The sequence below is a fragment of the Lacticaseibacillus casei DSM 20011 = JCM 1134 = ATCC 393 genome, from assembly GCF_000829055.1.
Lineage (GTDB): Bacteria > Bacillota > Bacilli > Lactobacillales > Lactobacillaceae > Lacticaseibacillus > Lacticaseibacillus casei.
The window spans coordinates 814389-834227 of record NZ_AP012544.1; the positions used below are offsets into that span (position 1 = coordinate 814389).

At 49.0% G+C, this 19839-nt stretch carries 18 protein-coding genes; 17 read left to right on the top strand and 1 reads right to left on the bottom strand.

Annotation, left to right across the window (positions count from 1 at the left end; all coding sequences use genetic code 11):
• The first annotated feature begins 209 nt into the window (after positions 1–209).
• Positions 210–1781: a ribonuclease Y gene (gene rny / locus LBCZ_RS04230; protein WP_010489446.1), complete on the top strand. Its 1572-nt coding sequence runs from the start codon at positions 210–212 to the stop codon at positions 1779–1781.
• Between the two features lie 145 nt (positions 1782–1926).
• Here rny and LBCZ_RS04235 read toward each other — a convergent pair whose 3' ends face one another.
• On the bottom strand, positions 1927–2580 hold the full coding sequence (locus LBCZ_RS04235) for a YigZ family protein (protein ID WP_025012516.1): 654 nt from the start codon (positions 2578–2580) through the stop codon (positions 1927–1929).
• A 27-nt stretch (positions 2581–2607) separates the two neighbouring features.
• Between LBCZ_RS04235 and LBCZ_RS04240 the strand changes: the two genes are divergently transcribed.
• From LBCZ_RS04240 to phoU, 16 genes are all read left to right on the top strand, one after another.
• Positions 2608–3870 carry a DEAD/DEAH box helicase gene (locus LBCZ_RS04240; protein WP_039638822.1) on the top strand — a complete coding sequence of 421 codons (1263 nt, stop codon included), beginning with the start codon at positions 2608–2610 and terminating at the stop codon, positions 3868–3870.
• A gap of 157 nt (positions 3871–4027) precedes the next feature.
• Positions 4028–4546, top strand: coding sequence for a ComF family protein (locus tag LBCZ_RS04245; protein ID WP_025012517.1), 519 nt, complete (start codon positions 4028–4030; stop codon positions 4544–4546).
• 124 nt (positions 4547–4670) lie between these two features.
• Entirely contained in the window at positions 4671–5228 is a 558-nt protein-coding gene (hpf, locus tag LBCZ_RS04250; protein WP_010489439.1) for a ribosome hibernation-promoting factor, HPF/YfiA family, read from the top strand.
• A gap of 268 nt (positions 5229–5496) precedes the next feature.
• Positions 5497–7860 carry a preprotein translocase subunit SecA gene (secA, locus tag LBCZ_RS04260; protein WP_039638826.1) on the top strand — a complete coding sequence of 788 codons (2364 nt, stop codon included), beginning with the start codon at positions 5497–5499 and terminating at the stop codon, positions 7858–7860.
• Positions 7861–8118: 258 nt separating this feature from the next.
• Positions 8119–9235, top strand: a protein-coding gene (gene prfB / locus LBCZ_RS04265; protein WP_107750272.1) for a peptide chain release factor 2 whose coding sequence is annotated in 2 segments (ribosomal slippage) — positions 8119–8190 and positions 8192–9235 — 1116 coding nt in all. Because the reading frame shifts where the segments join, the coding sequence is not laid out codon by codon here.
• A gap of 77 nt (positions 9236–9312) precedes the next feature.
• A complete protein-coding gene (ftsE, locus tag LBCZ_RS04270) occupies positions 9313–9999 on the top strand; it encodes a cell division ATP-binding protein FtsE (protein WP_025012520.1) in 687 nt (228 codons plus the stop codon).
• Positions 9989–10876 carry a permease-like cell division protein FtsX gene (gene ftsX / locus LBCZ_RS04275; protein WP_039638830.1) on the top strand — a complete coding sequence of 296 codons (888 nt, stop codon included), beginning with the start codon at positions 9989–9991 and terminating at the stop codon, positions 10874–10876. Before ftsE ends, ftsX begins: the two co-directional genes overlap by 11 nt.
• 193 nt (positions 10877–11069) lie before the next feature.
• Positions 11070–12179 carry a PDZ domain-containing protein gene (locus LBCZ_RS04280; RefSeq protein WP_039638831.1) on the top strand — a complete coding sequence of 370 codons (1110 nt, stop codon included), beginning with the start codon at positions 11070–11072 and terminating at the stop codon, positions 12177–12179.
• A complete protein-coding gene (locus LBCZ_RS04285; RefSeq protein ID WP_010489426.1) occupies positions 12176–12883 on the top strand; it encodes a response regulator transcription factor in 708 nt (235 codons plus the stop codon). The genes LBCZ_RS04280 and LBCZ_RS04285 overlap by 4 nt, the downstream gene beginning before the upstream one ends.
• On the top strand, positions 12876–14543 hold the full coding sequence (gene pnpS, locus LBCZ_RS04290; protein WP_025012521.1) for a two-component system histidine kinase PnpS: 1668 nt from the start codon (positions 12876–12878) through the stop codon (positions 14541–14543). The genes LBCZ_RS04285 and pnpS overlap by 8 nt, the downstream gene beginning before the upstream one ends.
• Before the next feature lie 90 nt (positions 14544–14633).
• The gene (locus LBCZ_RS04295; RefSeq protein WP_025012522.1) at positions 14634–15500 is read left to right on the top strand and encodes a phosphate ABC transporter substrate-binding protein PstS family protein; all 867 of its coding nucleotides are present in this window, start codon (positions 14634–14636) and stop codon (positions 15498–15500) included.
• 146 nt (positions 15501–15646) lie between these two features.
• Positions 15647–16570, top strand: a complete 924-nt coding sequence (pstC, locus tag LBCZ_RS04300; protein WP_025012523.1) for a phosphate ABC transporter permease subunit PstC — start codon at positions 15647–15649, stop codon at positions 16568–16570.
• Positions 16567–17451 (top strand): phosphate ABC transporter permease PstA, encoded by an 885-nt coding sequence (gene pstA, locus LBCZ_RS04305; protein ID WP_010489412.1) that lies wholly within the window; start codon positions 16567–16569, stop codon positions 17449–17451. Before pstC ends, pstA begins: the two co-directional genes overlap by 4 nt.
• An 84-nt stretch (positions 17452–17535) precedes the next feature.
• Positions 17536–18354: a phosphate ABC transporter ATP-binding protein PstB gene (gene pstB, locus LBCZ_RS04310; protein ID WP_025012524.1), complete on the top strand. Its 819-nt coding sequence runs from the start codon at positions 17536–17538 to the stop codon at positions 18352–18354.
• Between the two features lie 9 nt (positions 18355–18363).
• Positions 18364–19128, top strand: coding sequence for a phosphate ABC transporter ATP-binding protein PstB (gene pstB, locus LBCZ_RS04315; protein WP_010489407.1), 765 nt, complete (start codon positions 18364–18366; stop codon positions 19126–19128).
• 10 nt (positions 19129–19138) lie between these two features.
• Positions 19139–19816 carry a phosphate signaling complex protein PhoU gene (phoU, locus tag LBCZ_RS04320; RefSeq protein WP_010489405.1) on the top strand — a complete coding sequence of 226 codons (678 nt, stop codon included), beginning with the start codon at positions 19139–19141 and terminating at the stop codon, positions 19814–19816.
• Positions 19817–19839 lie beyond the last annotated feature (23 nt).

Below are 19839 nucleotides of genomic sequence, written 5' to 3' on the forward strand. Positions count from 1 at the left end.
TAAGGACCTTGGTCGCAATGGCCAAAGACCGGCCATCACGCCCAAGGTCGCTTACACTCCAGCTCCTAAACGCGCCAGCTCATGCTCTTGCCCTGTTGACACCTTCATTGCCAGCACGTAAACTGATAGAGGTGTAATAATTTAAAAAAGCATCAAAGATTTTGATCAACAAGATGATTGAATCGCTTAGATGATGCGGAGGTGAAATGATGAGTTCAGTAACACTGGTCTCAATAACCCTCGCAGCAGTCATCGCTTTAGCGGTCGGTTTATTGATCGGATTTGCACTTCAAAAGAAGCTCCACCAGAACAGTTTGGATCGAGCGACGCAGACAGCAGAAGGTATCATTGAGGCCGCTAAAAAAGAAGCAGCGACTTTAAAAAAAGAGAAACTGCTAGAAGCAAAAGATGAGAATCATCGCTATCGAACCCAACTTGAAGATGAATTGAAAGATCGGCGGGCGGAAGTCCAGAAGTCGGAACATCGACTGAATCAGCGGGAAGATACTCTGGATCGGCGTGATGACACGCTGGATCGTAAGGAGCAGAGTCTTGCTGACCGAGAAGCAAATTTGAACAAGCGGCAGCAACAGCTAGATGAACGTGAACAAGATATCTCTTCAGAAATCAGCAAACAACAGACGGAGCTTGAACGAATTGCCGAGTTAACGCATGAACAGGCTCGAACTCAGATCCTTGATGAAACGCAATCGGAATTGACGCATGAACGCGCTGTTATGATCAAAGAAAGTGAAGATGAAGCTAAGGAAGCTGCGGATAAGAAAGCCAAGGTACTGATCGCGGATGCTATCCAGCGCAGTGCTTCGGATATCGTTGCAGAAACAACGGTTACCGTAGTGAACTTGCCTAATGACGACATGAAAGGCCGAATTATTGGTCGTGAAGGTCGCAATATTCGGACGCTTGAGACTTTGACGGGTATCGACTTGATTATTGACGATACCCCACAAGCCGTCGTTTTGAGCGGTTTTGATCCGATCCGGCGAGAGATCGCCCGGATCGCTTTGGAGAAGCTCATTCAAGATGGTCGGATTCATCCGGCACGCATTGAAGAAATGGTTGATAAAGCACGCAAAGAAATGGATGACCGTATCCGAGAAATTGGTGAACAAGCCATTTTTGACGTGGGCATTCATAACATGCATCCTGATCTGATTAAGATTTTGGGTCGGTTGCATTTTCGGACAAGTTACGGCCAGAATGTTCTGGATCATTCGATTCAGGTTGCAAAGCTGGCCGGTGTCATGGCTGCTGAATTAGGAGAAGATGTTACCTTAGCAAAACGTGCGGGGTTATTACATGATATTGGTAAGGCACTCGATCACGAGGTAGACGGATCTCACGTTGAAATCGGGGTTGAGCTGGCAACAAAGTACAAGGAACCAAAGACGGTCATTAACGCCATTGCATCCCATCATGGTGACGTTGAGCCGACCAGTGTCATTTCGGTGCTGGTCGCCGCCGCTGATGCTATTTCCGCCGCTCGCCCAGGCGCACGGTCGGAATCGCTTGAAAATTACCTGCATCGCTTAGAAAAACTGGAAGCCATTGCCAACAGTCATGCTGGCGTTGATCACAGTTTTGCGATTCAGGCTGGTCGCGAAGTACGCGTGATTGTTCAACCGGAAAAGCTCTCTGATGACCAGAGTGTGATTTTGGCACGGGACATTCGCAATGAAATCGAAAAAGAATTAGAGTATCCGGGTCACATCAAAGTTACCGTGATTCGTGAAACCCGAACCGTTGAATATGCTAAATAAACACGCGGTGAGCCAAAGCTAGTGCTTGGATGCCGAGTGTCGCGTCAAAAAGATCCGCAAGATGAGCTCGTCTTGCGGATCTTTTTGTATACGAATGACCGCTGGCTTGATGACGATTTTTTGAGTTACAATCTGTCCGCGACCGTCATTCCCGATTTTGGGCAAATGGATATGGTGCTTCGCGATACTCACTCTGGCCGATTGTCGGTGAAAATTGACCATTCAGAAAATCATTAATCAACGCTAATGAAGCCTCTAGTTGGTCTTCATCCAAGTACAGCGTCATGGTGACCTTCACGCCGTAATCAATTTTGGCAATGGTGAGGTGATGAGTGGTCAAAAAGTGTTGTAACGGTTCAAGATCGGCGTAAGGGATCTGAAATGTGACCGTTTTTTGCTTGATGCGCGCCACAATGCCAATGGTTTCAATGGCGTTGTTGACGTTGCCGGCATAGGCGCGAATCAGACCGCCGGCACCAAGTTTGATGCCGCCAAAATAGCGGGTCGTGACGGCTACCACGTCGCGGATGTCGTGGTTCAGCAAACCTTCGAGGGTCGGATTTCCGGCGGTTCCGGACGGCTCGCCGTTGTCGCTTGCCCGCTGAATCTGGCTTTCATCGCCGAGAACATATGCATAGACATTGTGATTGGCTTTGGCATTTTCGTGGCTGATTTGGTTAATGATGGTTTTGGCTTCATCTTCGCTTTGGATGCGGGCTAAGTGGGTGATGAAGCGCGATTTTTTGATGATCCGGGTGTAATTTCCGGTTTCTTTAATAGTGAGATATGGCTTGGTCATGCGTAATCTCCTTTTGAGGTGATAAAAATGGATCTTGCTGGGGCACAACTCACCCAACCTGAGCTGGCGCGGTTGGCTGTCTCTAATATAGCACAGGCCACCGTGGTACCGGCATTGGTTAAAAATAAAGGACGCTGGTGCTGTCAGCGGTGTCGCAGCCAGTTGCCCGTGGCATTGCCGGATGGCCGCTTCTATTGTCCGGAATGCGTGACGCTGGGACGATTGACTGACCGGGATAGCCTTTATCGATTTGACCAATCACATCAGCCAGTTGGAGACGGTCGACTGACTTGGCATGGTACACTCACGCCTGACCAGCAAGCGGCTTCGGATGCGTTAATGGCGAGTGTGACGACTGGCCGCGATCATCTCATCTGGGCAGTCACCGGTGCAGGGAAAACCGAGATGCTATTTCCAACTGTGGCGCGACTGATCCAGCAACAACAACGCGTTGCGATCGTCTCGCCGCGAATTGATGTTATCCGAGAACTGGCACCCCGATTTCGGGCAGCATTTGCAACGACACCGATCACCGTACGCTATGGCGGGCATTTTGATCAGACCGATAGTGACTTGCTATTGGCGACGGTGCACCAGTTGTTGCGATTTTATCAGGCGTTTGACCTGATTGTTGTTGATGAGGTCGATGCGTTCCCCATGAACGGCACGCCAATGTTGCATCAGGCCGTTCAGCAGGCACGCCGCGGATCAGTGGCATATTTAACCGCAACACCGGATCGAGTATTGAAAAAAGCGCTGCATCACGGTCTGGGTGTTAGCAGGCTGTTTCGCCGATTTCATGGGCATCCCTTACCTGTTCCGACTATTCGATTGATGAATCTGCAAAAAGTGCCACGCCAACTTCCGACTGCCATGATCACATGGATTCGCCAAGTGCTTGCAACGGACCGGATTTGTCTGTTATTCGTACCAAAAATCAGCTGGGCAGAACAAGTCGCCGACGTGCTTCGCCAACTGGGTTTAAAAACTGCTGGGGTAGCCAGTACCGATCCACAGCGGGCGGAAAAAGTCATGGCATTTCGGCAACGGCAACTCGATGTTTTGGTCACGACCACCATTTTAGAACGAGGGGTGACGGTCACCCAGTGTGCAGTGGGGGTGATTGCAGCCGCGGATCGGGAATTCTCGGCTGCGGCTTTGATTCAGATTGCGGGCCGTGCCGGACGGGCGGCGGACAGCCCAGATGATCCGGTCGTGTTCTTCACGGATCGCTATACGCTGGCGTTATTGGTCGCTAAACGCCAGATTGTGATGATGAACGGAAGGTGATGGTATGCGTTGCATCGGATGTGATCGACCCACCGACCGCAGTTTGCAACTGACGACTTTATTTGCGCATGGACCACTGCTGGCACCGAGATTATGCCACAGTTGTTTAAGTCGCTTTTGCCCGATAACCGGGGCGACCTGTGCCGGATGCGGGCGGATGCAGCCTACCGAGCAATTGTGTTCGGATTGTCGCAAGTGGGAACGCCAAGGAACGCTTTTACATAATCGGGCGTTATTTGCATATGATGCTAGCATGAAAGCGTGGATTTACCAGTATAAAGGGCTTGGCGATTACCGACTGCACGTGGCGTTTCAGGATCTGATCGCGGCGCGTTTGCGGCATGCTACTGCGCTTGTGCCGATTCCAAGTGAGCCGAAGCACTTTGAGCTGCGTGGCTTTGATCCGATTCTCGGTTTATTTGGCTGCTTACGATTGCGGCCGTGGTTGCGTAAAACGGCCACCGAGCGACCACAAGCCCAAAAGACCCGACAGGAACGCCTGAAGACACCGCAAAGTTTTCATGTTCTGGTGCCGGAACAGACGTTGAACCGGGTTCGGCAAATCACACTGCTCGATGATTTGTATACGACTGGACGGACTTTATACCATGCACGCGATGCATTGGTGGCAGCCGGTTTTAAAGGAACAATTGACGCGTTGACATTAATTCGCTGAATTGCGGCTTTTGTTGTGTCTGACTGCAACATTCGGGTATAATGAAATTGAAGATTGGAAGGGTTTTATCCCAGCCAATCAGCGTGTAAGCATTTGGTTACACGCAGGAAAGGGGAGAAGTTTTATGCTCACATACAATGTTCGTGGCGAAAACATCGAAGTCACCGAAGCCATCAGAAATTACGTGGAGAAGCGAATTAGCAAACTGAACAAGTTCTTCGGAGGTTCAGTCACTGCGACGGCGCACGTCAATTTGAAGGTTTATCCGGATAAGACCGCAAAAGTCGAAGTGACGATCCCGCTCTCGTTTTTGACCCTGCGTGCGGAAGAAACCAGTCCTGATTTATACGCCAGCATTGATCTTGTAACTGATAAGCTGGAGCGGCAGGTTCGCAAGTTCAAGACGAAGATCAATCGTAAATCCCGTGAAAAAGGCTTCGGCCAAATTGATGTTGACACCAGTGCACCAGCTGAGCCAAAGCCAGCCGAAGATGACGATAATCTGACGGTGGTACGGACAAAGCGAGTTTCATTAAAGCCAATGGATTCGCAGGAAGCCATTTTGCAAATGGATATGCTGGGCCACAACTTCTTCATTTTCGAAGATGCCGATACAAATGGTACGAGCATTGTTTACAAGCGTCGTGATGGACGTTACGGCCTAATCGAAACCAACGAATAAATAAATACCCTTTAAACAAAAACAAGGCTGCTGATTTGCCGGCGGTCTTGTTTTTGTTTGGTAAGCGCGGCAACCATTTGCTTTCATTGGCTGGCATTAAGTTTGGTGGCATTCATGTTCTGGGCATCACGACTGAGTTAAATAACCGAAAATGTCATCATGGTATTTTCAATCTCCCCGTGAAAATGTTAAGATGTTACAATGTATCAATGTTAGAATGATTAAAGTGTGTTAGATTCACGAGGTTTCGACAGAGAGGAATCCATTTATGGCCAATATTCTTAGAAAATGGGTCGAAAGCGATAAGCGAGAGATCGGTCGCCTCGGCAAAATCGCTGATCAGGTTCAGCGCTATGAAGATGAATATGCAGCATTATCTGATGAACAATTAAAAGCAAATACCCAGAAATTTAAAGATCGGCTTGCAGCAGGCGAAACTCTGGACGACATTTTACCAGAAGCCTTTGCAACTGCTCGCGAAGGTGCTAAGCGGGTTTTGGGACTGTTTCCGTTTCGGGTTCAGATTATCGGCGGCATCGTGTTACACGAAGGTAATATTGCGGAGATGAAAACCGGTGAAGGTAAAACTTTGACCGCTACCATGCCCGTTTATTTGAATGCCTTGACTGGTAAAGGCGTGCACGTTGTCACGGTTAACGAGTACCTATCCACCCGTGATGCCACGGAAATGGGCGAGTTGTATAACTGGCTTGGCTTGAGTGTTGGGCTGAATCTCAACTCCAAGAATAGCGATGAAAAGCGTGAAGCCTACAATTGCGACATTACCTATTCAACCAACAGTGAACTTGGGTTTGATTACCTGCGGGATAACATGGTTGTTTACAAGGAACAAATGGTTCAGCGTCCGTTGAATTTTGCCATTGTCGATGAGGTGGATTCCATCTTGATCGATGAAGCGCGGACACCGTTGATTATTTCCGGTGGTGCTGAAAAGACAACCGGTCTCTATATTCGGGCTGATCGGTTTGTGAAGACGCTGAAAGCCGATACCGATTACAAGATCGACTGGCCGACCAAGACCATTTCCCTGACAGAAAGCGGCATCCGCAAAGCCGAAAAGAACTTTGGCTTGGATAACTTGTATGACACGGAAAATACTGCGTTGACCCATCATATCGATCAAGCCTTGCGCGCTAATTATATTATGCTCAAGGATATCGATTATATGGTTTCCAACGGCGAAGTTCTGATTGTCGATCAGTTTACGGGTCGTGCGATGGAAGGCCGGCGTTATTCTGATGGCCTGCATCAGGCGATTGAAGCTAAAGAAGGCGTTCAGATTCAAGATGAAAATAAGACGATGGCCAACATCACTTATCAGAATTTCTTCCGGATGTATAACAAACTGGCTGGGATGACTGGGACGGCGAAGACCGAACAAGAAGAATTCCGTGAAATTTACAACATGGAAGTTATTTCGGTGCCGACCAATAAGCCGGTCATTCGGGTTGATTCGCCTGATGTTCTTTACCCGACATTGGATGCCAAGTTCAATGCCGTTGTTGAAGACATTAAAGAACGCCACAAGAAGGGCCAGCCAATTCTGGTCGGGACCGTTGCGATTGAATCGAGCGAACGGTTGAGCAAGCAGCTTGATGAAGCCAAAATTCCGCACACTGTTTTGAATGCGAAAAACCATTTTAAAGAAGCAGAGATTATCATGAATGCCGGCCAGCGGGGCGCGGTTACGATCGCGACCAACATGGCCGGACGTGGTACCGATATTAAATTAGGACCCGGCGTGACCAAATTAGGCGGCCTTGCTGTCATCGGGACTGAGCGCCACGAAAGCCGCCGGATTGACAACCAGTTGCGTGGCCGTTCCGGTCGACAAGGTGATCCGGGTTCAACGCAGTTTTATTTGAGTCTTGAAGATGATTTGATGAAGCGTTTTGGTTCTGAACGCATCAAAGCCATGCTGGATCGATTCAAAGTGGCTGATGATGATCAGGTCATCCAAAGCCGCATGATTTCCCGGCAAGTCGAATCTGCCCAGAAGCGGGTTGAAGGGAACAACTACGATACCCGCAAGAATACCTTGCAATACGATGACGTGATGCGTGAACAGCGCGAAGTCATCTACAAGCAGCGGCAGCAGATCATTGATGAAAACGAGACGCTGAAGCCAGTCTTGATGGCGATGATCAATCGTACGATTACCCGGATTGTTCAGACCCACACGCAAGGCGAGCAGAAAGACTGGAATCTGGATGCGCTGTATGCGTGGATCACCGCGAACATGGTTGATCCGGAGAAATTCAAGCGCAGCGAACTGGATGGCAAGTCACAGGATGAGCTGATTGGTTTGCTGGCAGATCTTGCGGAAACAAACTTCAAACAAAAGAATAAGCAACTCGGCGATGACGCCCAGATGCTTGAATTTGAGAAGGTTGTTATCTTGCGGGTTGTTGACTCGGCTTGGACCGATCACATTGATGCCATGGATCAGCTACGTCAGTCCATTGGCTTGCGTGGTTACGGTCAAATGAATCCGTTAGTTGAATATCAAGAAGAAGGCTATCGGATGTTTGAAGAAATGATTGCCTCAATTGACGATGACGTTACCCGGCTGTTCATGAAAGCCGAAATCCGGCAAAATATTCGCCGTTAACAATGAACAGACGCCCCGGCACTGCAATTTTGACTTGCGGTACTGGGGTGTTTTGGGGATAGCGGTAGAAAAACGATAGTCAAGCAGTGGGTTTTTAACCGTGCTGGCTCACCATAACGCGTTCGGTGGCGCAGAAGCCTGCGTGTAAGGACCTTGAGCGTAATGGCCAAAGACCGGGCCATTACGCTCAAGGCCACTTACACTCCGGCTTCTAACCGCGCCACCTCACGCTCACTTATTTGGGAAAGGATTTAGACCATGGAACTTAATGTTATGCGCAACACCTTGGCCGCCATGCGGACCAAAATAAATCAATTTAGGGGGTCACTTTGACCTCGATGCCTTGAATGAACGGATCACTGAAAACGAAGGCAAAATGGCTGAGCCGGGCTTTTGGGATGACTCTGAGGCCGCGCAAAAAGTGATTGATGCCAACAATGCGTTGAAGGAAAAGCATGATCGTTTTTATGCGCTTGAAAACGAGTTGGAGGATCTTGAAGCTGGTCTCGAGCTGTTGCAGGACGAACCTGATCCGGATCTGCAGCATGAAGAAGAGACCAAGATTAAGGATCTTCAAGACAAGCTCGATCAGTACGAAATGCAGCTCCTTTTGAACGGCCCGTATGATCACAATAATGCTATTTTGGAAATTCATCCCGGAGCTGGTGGTACGGAATCGCAAGACTGGGGTTCCATGCTAATGCGCATGTATCAACGTTGGGCCGACCAGAATGGTTTCAAGGTGGAAGTGGCCGATTATCAACCGGGTGACGAGGCCGGAATCAAAAGCGTGACGCTGCTTATTAACGGTGAAAATGCCTATGGATTGCTTAAAAGCGAAAAAGGTGTGCATCGGCTAGTCCGGATATCACCGTTTGATTCCGCTGGCCGTCGTCATACCAGTTTTGCCTCCGTGGATGTGATGCCAGAGCTCGATAATTCAATTCAGGTCGACATTCGCCCGGAAGACGTCAAAATGGAAGTGTTCCGGTCTAGCGGTGCCGGTGGTCAGCATATTAACAAAACCTCCAGTGCGGTTCGACTGATTCATATTCCAACTGGTATTGTCACCTCAAGTCAGGCACAGCGGTCACAATTCCAAAACAAAGCGACCGCGATGGCGATGTTAAAAGCCAAGTTGTATCAGCGTGAAGAAGAGGCCAAACGCGCCAAAGCCAAGGCGATTCAAGGCGAACAAAAAGATGTCGCGTTTGGCTCCCAGATTCGGTCTTACGTTTTCCATCCCTATACGATGGTCAAGGATCATCGAACCAATTACGAAACCGGCAACGGTAACGCCGTCATGGATGGCGACCTCAATCCTTTTATCAACGCTTATTTACAGTGGGAACTTTCACAGAAAAATCCGGATTAAAACTGTAATCTGCCTGAAACCTTGCTGACTTAATCGCCTGTTATACTGTCTCTAGCTTAGAAAAAGGAGCAAAATGCATGATTCAAATGGAAAACGTGACGAAGCAATACGCTAACGGCGTCACCGCCATCAAGGATGTGAACCTTAAGATCCAAGATGGTGAGTTTGTTTACGTCATCGGGCCTAGTGGTGCCGGAAAATCGACACTTGTTAAAATGCTATACCATGAATTGATGCCGACCAGCGGCACCATTAAAATTGATAACTTTGACTTTTCGACCATGAAGCCTTCAGAGGTACCATTCTTGCGTCGCCACATCGGCATTGTCTTTCAAGACTTTAAACTCTTGCCGCGATTGACCGTGTATGAAAATGTTGCCTATGCGATGCAGGTTATCGAAGCGCCGGATGATGAAATCAAAGACCGGGTGCTCGAAGTACTGGGGCTCGTTGGCTTGGAGCAGAAGTTGCGCCGTTTTCCTGATGAATTATCTGGTGGTGAACAACAGCGGGTGTCAGTTGCCCGTGCAATTGTGAACAAGCCAAAGGTACTGATTGCCGATGAGCCAACCGGTAACCTAGACCCACAAACCTCCGATGAAATTGTCGATATCCTCGAACGGATCAATGCCAACGGTACGACCGTTATTATGGCGACGCATAACAAGGATATTGTCAATGAACGGCAACACCGGCTGCTTGAAATTGCCGGTGGTCGTTTAGTTCGTGACGAAGAAGGAGGCACATACGGCAATGAAGAGTAAAGTCTTTTTCCGCCATGTCAAAGATTCTCTGCGCAGCTTACGGCGTAACGGCTGGATGTCAGTTGCCGCCGTCAGTGCCGTGACGGTAACCTTGTTACTTGTCGGAATTTTTATGGCATTAATCTTCAACTTGCACCATATTTCGCAACAGGTTGAAAATGATGTTCAGGTGCGGGTTTATATTGATAAAAAAACAACAGTCAAGCAGCGGGATGAGTTAAAAAACAAGCTGAAGAAACTTGATCACGTCAATAAAGTGACTTACCGTTCCCGTCAGCAGGAATTGGATACGATTATTGGCGGTTACGGATCTCAGTGGCGAATGTTCTCCGGCGATCAGAATCCGTTAAGCGACGTCTATATGGTTAAGACGACCAGCCCCAAGGCAACGATAACTGTGTCTAAAGAGGCGCAGAAGCTGGATCATGTTGTTGATGCCAGTTACGGCGGCCGGACAGCGAAGAAACTCTTTAATTCTGTCGATCTTGCCCAAAAGTGGGGACTTGGCTTTACAATCCTGCTGCTATTTGTTGCCGTATTCCTGATCAACAACACCATCCGAATTACGATTCTATCGCGTTCCGACGAAATCAGAATTATGCGGTTAGTCGGTGCAACCAATTCCTATATTCGGTGGCCGTTCTTACTTGAAGGGGCATGGACCGGCTTGTTCGGGGCAATCCTGCCGATCGTCGTTGTCGATGTCGGCTATGCCGTTGTCTACCACAGTTTCAGCATGGCTAACGGCGCCAGTGGTTATTCACTGTATGCCAATATGCCATTCCTGTTCTGGTTAGACTTGATGTTAGCCGGCATCGGGATCGTCATCGGCGCGCTCGGATCGGTCATCTCAATGCGGCGGTTCCTGAAGTTCTAGGGCATCAACCAGTATACGAAAAATCCGCTTAGTCAAATTGACAAGAAAAGGATCACTCTGGACATGAGTGATCCTTTTTATATGCCTCAATACTGCCTCCGTATCACTTGAGCCGTCCCTGATTGCGCAAACCTTATAGGAGCAGCAGTTGATTTCTGCTATACTGTTTACAGTGAATAGTGGAGGGTTACGAATGGCAGTGATCATTGCCTTACTTATCAGCCCGGTTGGTTTGGCGTTTTGGCTAGCCTTAGGGTTGACGATTTTGTTTGCGGTTCGGCGCACGAGCCGTGAACGCCACCAGTACTTGCGGGCGATTCACCCCAAACATATTGAGATTGCCCGGTTTTTTTGGGTAGGTATCCTGATCGGTATTGTGGTATCCGCCATCTCGGTTTTGGCACGACTTCAGGTCAGTTTAGCTGCGTTATTGGCATTAAGCGGCTTGACCGTGATTGGTTTGATATTGTCTGCATGGTCGTTTAGTCCATGGTGGCTAGGTCTTGCAAGTTTGGCCACGTTTATTCAACCAGATTATTCTGATACAGATGGGCAGCTAGCAGCTAATTTGGCGCTTTTGATCGGCCTGCTTTGGCTTGCCCAGGCTGTGTTGGCGCGGCTGAATCGTGGCGACCAACTTGAATCGCCGGTTATTTTGGTAGATCGGCGGCAGCGAAAAAGTGCGAAGTTTCGTTTGCGGCAATTTTACTGGGTACCGTTGCTGGTACCGGTGGATCCCGCTCAGGTTGCCGGTTCACCGGTGTTGACTGTGATCATTCAAGCATTTGCAATCGTCGGCCTGCCTTTGATCTTAGGTGCCTCATTTACGGCACGGCATGATCGGGCGAAGATGCATTGGCAACGCAGCTGGCCATGGTTTGCTGGGGCAGGCGGTGCATTAGTTGTTTACGGCGTAGCTGCACGATTACTGTTCCTTCCTGCAGTTGCGAGCGCCATCGTGCCTGCATGTATCAGTGTTATTCTTGGAAGCGGGTTACTCTGGCAAGGCCATAAGGTGTACCTGACAGTGACGCGCACTGATCGCGGGGTTGTTTTAATCGGGGTTGTGCCTGATACCCCGGCAGCACAAATGAATCTGCAACCCGGAGATCGGGTGCTTTCCTGTAACCACATCGCGGTGAATAGCGCCAGCGAATTGTACAATGCCATTCAAAAGGAACCCACTTATTGTCGCTTGCGGCTTCAACAGGCAGATGGCGAGTTACGTCTTGCCGAAACTGCTATTTTTTCAGGTGCGCCGCATGAACTTGGTATGATTTTATTCCCGGAGGAGACAGCATGAAGAAGATCTTGATTGTTGATGACGAGCCAGCCATCTTGACGTTGCTGCAATATAATTTAGAAACCGAACACTATCAGGTGGAAACAGCAACCGATGGGCAAGAAGCCTTAGACAAGGTACGTAGCGAACCGTTTGATTTTATTATCCTCGATCTCATGTTACCAAGCCTGAGCGGACTGGATGTTACCCGCAAGATTCGTGAAGATAAGATTCAGACCCCCATCATGATCCTGACAGCGAAGGATAATGAAACCGACAAAATTGTGGGACTTGAACTGGGTGCCGACGACTATGTCACCAAACCGTTTTCGCCACGGGAAATCATCGCACGGATCAAGGCCATCGAACGGCGTAGTCAGAGCCAGCCGCAAACCACGGCGCGCTCCGGTAACGACAATCAGATTACCGTTGGCCAAATCACCATCGATCCGGAAAACTATAAGGCTAGCAAAGCCGGTCACCGGCTGCAACTGACCCCTAAGGAATTTGAGTTGCTGGTTTATTTTGCCCAGCGAGTAGGTAAGACCTTGTCTCGTGACGCTTTGTTAAATGGCGTCTGGGGGTTTGATTATCCAGCCGAAACCCGCATGGTCGATATTCAGGTCAGTCATTTACGGGATAAGATTGAAACCGATCCAAAACATCCGGATTATTTAAAGACAGTTCGGGGATTCGGCTATCAAATGGAGGCACCACATGAATAAACGGGTTTTTCGCCGTGCACTTGTTATTAGTCTGCTATCATTGGCAGGCTTTTTTGTGCTTGTGACAACAGTGAATCAACAAATCGTTCACCAGCAGGCACGTGATCTTCGCCGGGTGGCCAGAACTTACGTGACGTCTGATCATGATGGCGTTGATCGCCAGGCGCTGGCTGAATCAGAAGCTGCTTTTATCACGATCATTCCGGATAATCCTCAGACCACCAGACAGAAGGTAATGGCTGATGCGTTGCGAGGACGCCGCGCCAAGGCTTTCGTCACATCAGTCAATGTTTATGGGCGAACGGAGCAGGCTTATCTGTTTCGGGATCACGGTCAATGGGTTGCCGTTATCCGGTATAAATCAAGCGTATGGACCACGGCGCCAGAGCAATTTTGGATTCTGACACTGATCTTCGCGGCCTTAATTGCGTTGATCTTACTCTGGCTTTTCCGATCTGAACATCAGTATCAGGAAGCCATCCGGGTCATGAGCCACAATCTGGATCGCATCCGCGAAAAAAAGGAACCCGATCCGGTGATTTTGCCGCCGAAGTCACCATTTGTACCTGTGGCACAGCGAATCAATGCGCTCGCCGCTGAACAGGCGCATCTCCGCGAAAAAGTAGCTGTGCGCCAGTCGAGCTTTGATCGCTTAATCGACAACCTACCTCTAGGCGTCATGTTGATTGACACAAACAAAGACGTCATTCTGCATAACCATGCCATGTCGCAGCTTTTAGGGCATCAGATTCCCCAACCGCGTCACAGTTATCTCGACGATGTCAAAACTTACGCGCTTGCTCGGATGATCGAGCATACATTCCGCCATGAAAAGACCCATCATCAGGAACTGACCGTCTTGGCGACCCAAAAGTCGGTGGACGCCTCCGTTATTCCGTTGAATCAAGGCATTAGCCGGCTGCAAGTATTGGTGATTTTATATGATGTGACGTATCTTCGCCAGGTGGAAAAAATGCAGTTGGATTTTGTCGGCAATGTCAGCCACGAATTAAAGACACCGGTTACCGCGATTGCCGGGTTTGCGGAAACCTTATTAAACGGGGCTAAAAATGATCCGGCGACCCTGGATAAATTTTTAGGCATCATTTTCGATGAAAGTAAGCGACTCACCCAGCTAATCAATGATATTCTGACACTGAGCCGGCCGGAAACCAATCAGGCGGTGCAGGCGACAGTTGCGCTCAAAAAGCTGGTCGATGATGCCTTACGCAATCTGGATAAAGTGATTAAAGATAAGCAAATCCGGGTCGAAGTCGCGATTGCACCCGACTTACAGATTGTGACCGACGAACGTAAGCTTACCCAGATCGTGCGGAATCTTTTGAATAATGCCGTCTTTTACAATCGTCTGGCCGGTCACGTGACGGTTACCGCGCAAGTCGTTGGCGATCACTTATCGTTAGCGGTGGCGGATACGGGAATCGGGATTCCGGAAGAAGAACAGGCCCGTATTTTCGAACGCTTCTACCGGGTCGATAAAGCGCGCAGCCGGCACAACGGTGGCACGGGCTTGGGCTTGGCCATTGTAGCCGAGCTGGTGAAAAGTATGGATGGCCGGGTCGCGGTTAATAGTCAGGTTGGGGTTGGTTCAACCTTTACCGTAACATTGCCGGTCGGCCAAAATAATCGTCCGGCTTAACGTCGATGTTTACACAACCTTTACATTCAACAGCATGAACATTTACACACAGCTGATAAGATGGTTGGAGCTTGAAATGGAGGATTTCGTGTGAAAAAAATTGTGACCCTGTTTACGATCATGCTTCTGGCGTTTATGGCAAGTGCATGCGGCAGCAGCAGTAATAGCAAACAGTCAGGTGAATCCATCACCGCAGTTGGATCAAGTGCGTTGCAGCCATTGGTTGAAGCAGCAGGTGAACAATATCAGACGGAACATCTCGGCGTCTTTATTAACGTTCAAGGCGGCGGGAGCGGCACCGGATTGAGCCAGATCCAGCAAGGGGCTGTTGATATTAGCAATTCGGATCTTTTCGCTGAAGAAAAACCGGGTATTAACGCTAAAAAGCTTGTGGACCATAAAGTTGCCGTTGTTGGCATTGCGCCGATTGTTAACCCGGACGTCGGGGTCAAGAATGTCACGATGGCCCAATTGCAACAGATATTCCTAGGCCAGATCACCAATTGGAAGCAGTTGGGCGGCAAGAATGTGCCAATCGTCTTGGTTAACCGGGCGCAAGGATCCGGTACCCGCGCAACATTTGAAAAGTGGGTGCTTCAAGGCAAGCAGCCGGTTGCCGCGCAAGAACAGGATTCGACCGGGATGGTTAGGCAGATTGTCGGCAGTACGCCTGGGGCTATTTCGTACGTTGCCTTTTCCTATATCGATAAAACGGTTCAGAGCCTGTCGGTAGATGGCGTTGCGCCGACTGATACCAATGTGACAACCAACCGGTGGCGGATCTGGTCGTATGAACACATGTACACGAAGGGGCAACCGCGCGGGCTAACCAAGCAATTCTTGGCTTATATTATGTCATCACCGATTCAAAAAAAGCTGGTGCAGAAAATGGGCTATATCCCGATGACCCAGATGAAGGTCGTCCGTGATGCCAGTGGCCATGTTAGCAAGCAATAACTGCACAACGGCAGCTTTTTGACGGGCACTTTGCAGCCGAGTGCGCTGTGAATGTGGCGCTCGGCACCGAAGCACGTGGATCGTTGCCAAGGAGCGCCATTTATTGACATGCATGGGCTCGGTGATGAGATTTTAGGAGGATTATGATGGATCCAATTCGAGAAGCGATGTTAAAAAAATCGCGTTCAGCCAAGTTAGAGCGGCGCGGCAAAATGATTAGCCTATTTTGTATCACCTTGATTGTGATTGTGGTGGTGGCCATCTTTTTCTTTGTTGCATCAAAAGGACTGGCAACCTTTTTCCAAAACAAAATCAATCCTTGGTCGTTCTTGACTAAGAGTGTTTGGAACCCTTCGATTAAGGATGCTCATGGGAATCCCGAAGTCGGGGCTTTGCCGATGATTGTCGGCTCGTTTGGCGTCACGTTCCTTTCGGCAATTATCGCGACGCCTTTTGCGGTTGGTGCCGGCATTTTTATGACTGAAATTTCCCGTAAATGGGGGCAAAAGATTCTGCAACCGGTCATTGAGCTGCTGGTTGGGATTCCGTCAGTGGTTTATGGCTTCATCGGTTTGTCCGTCATCGTGCCGTTCATTCGTCACATTTTTGGCGGCACCGGCTTTGGGATTCTGGCCGGGACGTTTGTTTTGTTCGTCATGATCTTACCAACCGTGACGTCCATGACGGTTGATGCCTTAAAAGCGGTGCCGCGCCATTATCGTGAGGCATCGTTGGCCTTGGGTGCGACTCGCTGGCAAACGACTTACCGAGTTGTCTTGCGAGCAGCCATTCCCGGCATTTTGACCGGGATCGTGTTCGGCATGGCACGGGCGTTTGGTGAAGCCTTGGCGGTGCAGATGGTCATCGGGAATGCGGCTTTGTTGCCAAAGAATCTGGTGTCTCCGGCCTCGACACTGACATCGGTTTTAACCAGCGGCATCGGCAACACTGTCATGGGATCGCTTGATAACAATGCGTTGTGGTCCTTGGCCCTGCTGCTACTCCTAATGTCACTGGCCTTTAACCTGTTGATTCGGTGGATCGGGAAGAAAGGGGAACTGAACAAATGAATCCGAAAATTGCGGATAAAGTGGCAACCACAGTGCTTTACATTATCTCAGGCATCATCATTATTATTTTGGCAAGCCTGCTTGGTTATATTCTGTTTCAAGGGGTTCCCCATATTTCCTGGCACTTTCTGACAAGTCCGGCGCAAAGCTTTGAGGCTGGCGGTGGGATTGGCATTCAACTATTCAACTCGTTTTATTTGTTGCTGCTGGCCATGTTGATTTCAACGCCGATTTCCTTGGGGGCCGGCATTTACTTGAGTGAATACGCAAAGAAAAACTGGTTGACGGATGTGATCCGGACTTCCATTGAAATCCTGAGTTCGTTGCCATCAGTTGTTGTCGGTTTGTTTGGTTTCCTGATTTTTGTTTTGCAGTTTAAGTTTGGATTTTCGATTTTGTCGGGTGCGCTGGCATTGACGGTTTTCAACTTGCCACTGTTAACGCGAAATGTTGAAGATTCATTGCGCGGCGTTGGCAATGAGCAGCGCGAAGCAGGCTTGGCCCTTGGACTTTCACGCTGGGAAACGGTGTTACATGTCGTGATGCCTGAAGCGTTGCCGGGGATCATTACCGGGATGATTCTTGGCGCCGGCCGTGTGTTCGGTGAAGCTGCGGCATTGATTTATACGGCTGGACAAAGTGCGCCGGCGCTTGATTTTACCAATTGGAATCCAGCGAACATTGCTAGCCCGTTGAACCCGTTCCGCCCAGCCGAGACGCTGGCGGTGCATATCTGGAAAATCAACTCTGAAGGGATTCAGCCGGATGCGGTTGCGGTTTCCGCCGGTGCCAGTGCGGTGCTGGTTATCGCCGTTCTAATCTTCAATGTGGGTGCGCGGTATTTTGGTAATCGTTTATTCAAAAAGATGACCGCCGCTTAATGCGTGGTTCACGATGATGATTTGCGCGGATGACGTGATGAAGATAGTCATGGCGCCTATCATGAAAAGGCATGGAGGTTCAAGATGCAAGAACTTGAAAAGTATTCTTTAGATGATACGTATATCCGCCCGTTTGATCGGGACAAGCAGGAGATTGCCATTGAAACGAAGGACCTGCATGTTTTTTATGGCGACAGTGAGGCCATTCACGGCGTATCGCTGCCTTTTGAACGGTATAAAATCACCGCATTGATCGGCTCGAGTGGCTCCGGGAAGTCGACCTACTTGCGTTCGCTGAATCGAATGAACGATAATATTGAAAGTGCCCGTGTCACTGGCAAGATCATGTATCGCAACATCGATATTAACAGCGATGCCGTTGATGTCTATGAAATGCGCAAACACATCGGAATGGTTTTCCAACGGCCTAATCCGTTTGCGAAGTCTATTTATGACAATATTGCCTTTGCATTACGCCGCTTTGGTCTTAAGGACAAAAAGAAGCTGGATGAGATTGTTGAAACCAGTTTGAAGCAAGCCGCCTTATGGGATCAGGTTAAAGATGATCTGAATCAAAGCGGCATGTCGCTGTCAGGTGGTCAGGCACAACGGTTGTGTATCGCCCGGGCCATTGCAATGAAGCCGGATATTCTGTTGCTTGATGAGCCGGCCAGTGCGTTGGATCCGATTTCGACTTCAGCGGTCGAAGATACCTTGCTAGCGTTGAAGGATAAGTATACGATTATCATCGTGACACATAACATGCAGCAGGCAGCTCGGATTAGCGACTATACCGCGTTCTTTTATAGCGGCGCCGCACTTGAATATGATGAAACCCGTAAGATCTTCACGCGTCCCAAGATTAAAGCAACCAACGATTATGTTTCCGGACATTTCGGCTAGGAGGTCCCCATGGCTGAAGCACAAAAAATCATTACCAGTTCAGATGTTCATCTTTTTTACGGCAAGTTTGAAGCACTAAAAGGGATCAGTCTGGATTTCAACCAGCATGAAATCACGGCTTTAATCGGGCCTTCAGGTTGTGGCAAATCGACTTATTTACGCACCCTGAATCGGATGAACGATCTGATCCCAGGCGTCACGATTACCGGCACGATCAGCTTGCGTGGCCAAAACATCTATGCGCCAAGCGAAGATGTGGTTCAGTTACGCAAGCAAGTTGGCATGGTGTTTCAACAACCGAATCCTTTTCCTTTTTCGATTTATGAAAATGTGATTTATGGATTACGTTTGGCCGGTGTTAAAGATAAAAGTAAGCTGGATGAAGCCGTTGAAACAAGCTTAAAGCAAGCGGCCATTTGGGATGAAGTCAAAGACCATTTGCATGACAGTGCGTTATCATTGTCAGGTGGCCAACAACAGCGGGTGTGCATCGCGCGGGTGCTGGCGGTTAAGCCGGATGTTATTTTGTTGGATGAACCGACCAGTGCCTTGGATCCGATATCCAGCACTCAGATCGAAAATATGTTGCTGGGCTTACGCGATCAGTACACGATTATTTTGGTAACGCACAGTATGCATCAAGCATCCCGAATCTCGGACAAAACGGCCTTTTTCTTAACCGGTAATTTGATCGAATTCGCTGACACGAAACAAATGTTTTTAAATCCAAAAGAAAAGGAAACCGAAGACTACATCACTGGACGCTTCGGGTAGGAGGGGTAGTATGCGACGACTTTTTGTTGACGAATTGAACGATCTTCATGTACGTTTTTCGGAAATGGGGATGATGGTCAATGAGGCCATCTATAAGTCCGTGAAAGCCTTCATTAATCATGACAAGAGTTTGGCCCGCGAAGTGATCCAGGAAGACAAACACATCAATGAACGCGAAGTCGATTTGGAAAAACGCAGCTTTGAACTGATTGCTCTGCAGCAACCGGTTACGACGGATCTGCGGGTGATTGTGACGGTGATGAAGGCCAGTTCTGATCTCGAACGAATGGGTGATCATGCGGTTTCCATTGCCAAATCAACGATTCGCGTCAAAGGCAAAACCCGGGTGCCGCAAATCGAAACCGAGATTGCCGGCATGGCCGAAGCGGTCAAGGAAATGGTAGAGCAGGTTTTGGACGCCTATGTTAAGGAAGACTCCGCGCGGGCGCGCAAAATTGCGCTTGAAGACCACGGAATTAACGACTTCTCATCCCGAATTTATAAAGAATGTATTCGCCAGATGCAGGATAACCCGGAAACCGTGGTTGGCTCGATGGACTACATGCTGGTCTCCTCTTATCTGGAACGGATCGGCGATTATGTCACCAACATCTGCGAGTGGATTGTTTACTTAAAGACCGGGAAGATCACTGAACTTAACTCTAATGCGATTGAAGACAAGTTCTGATGAAGGAACACTTTAACAATGGG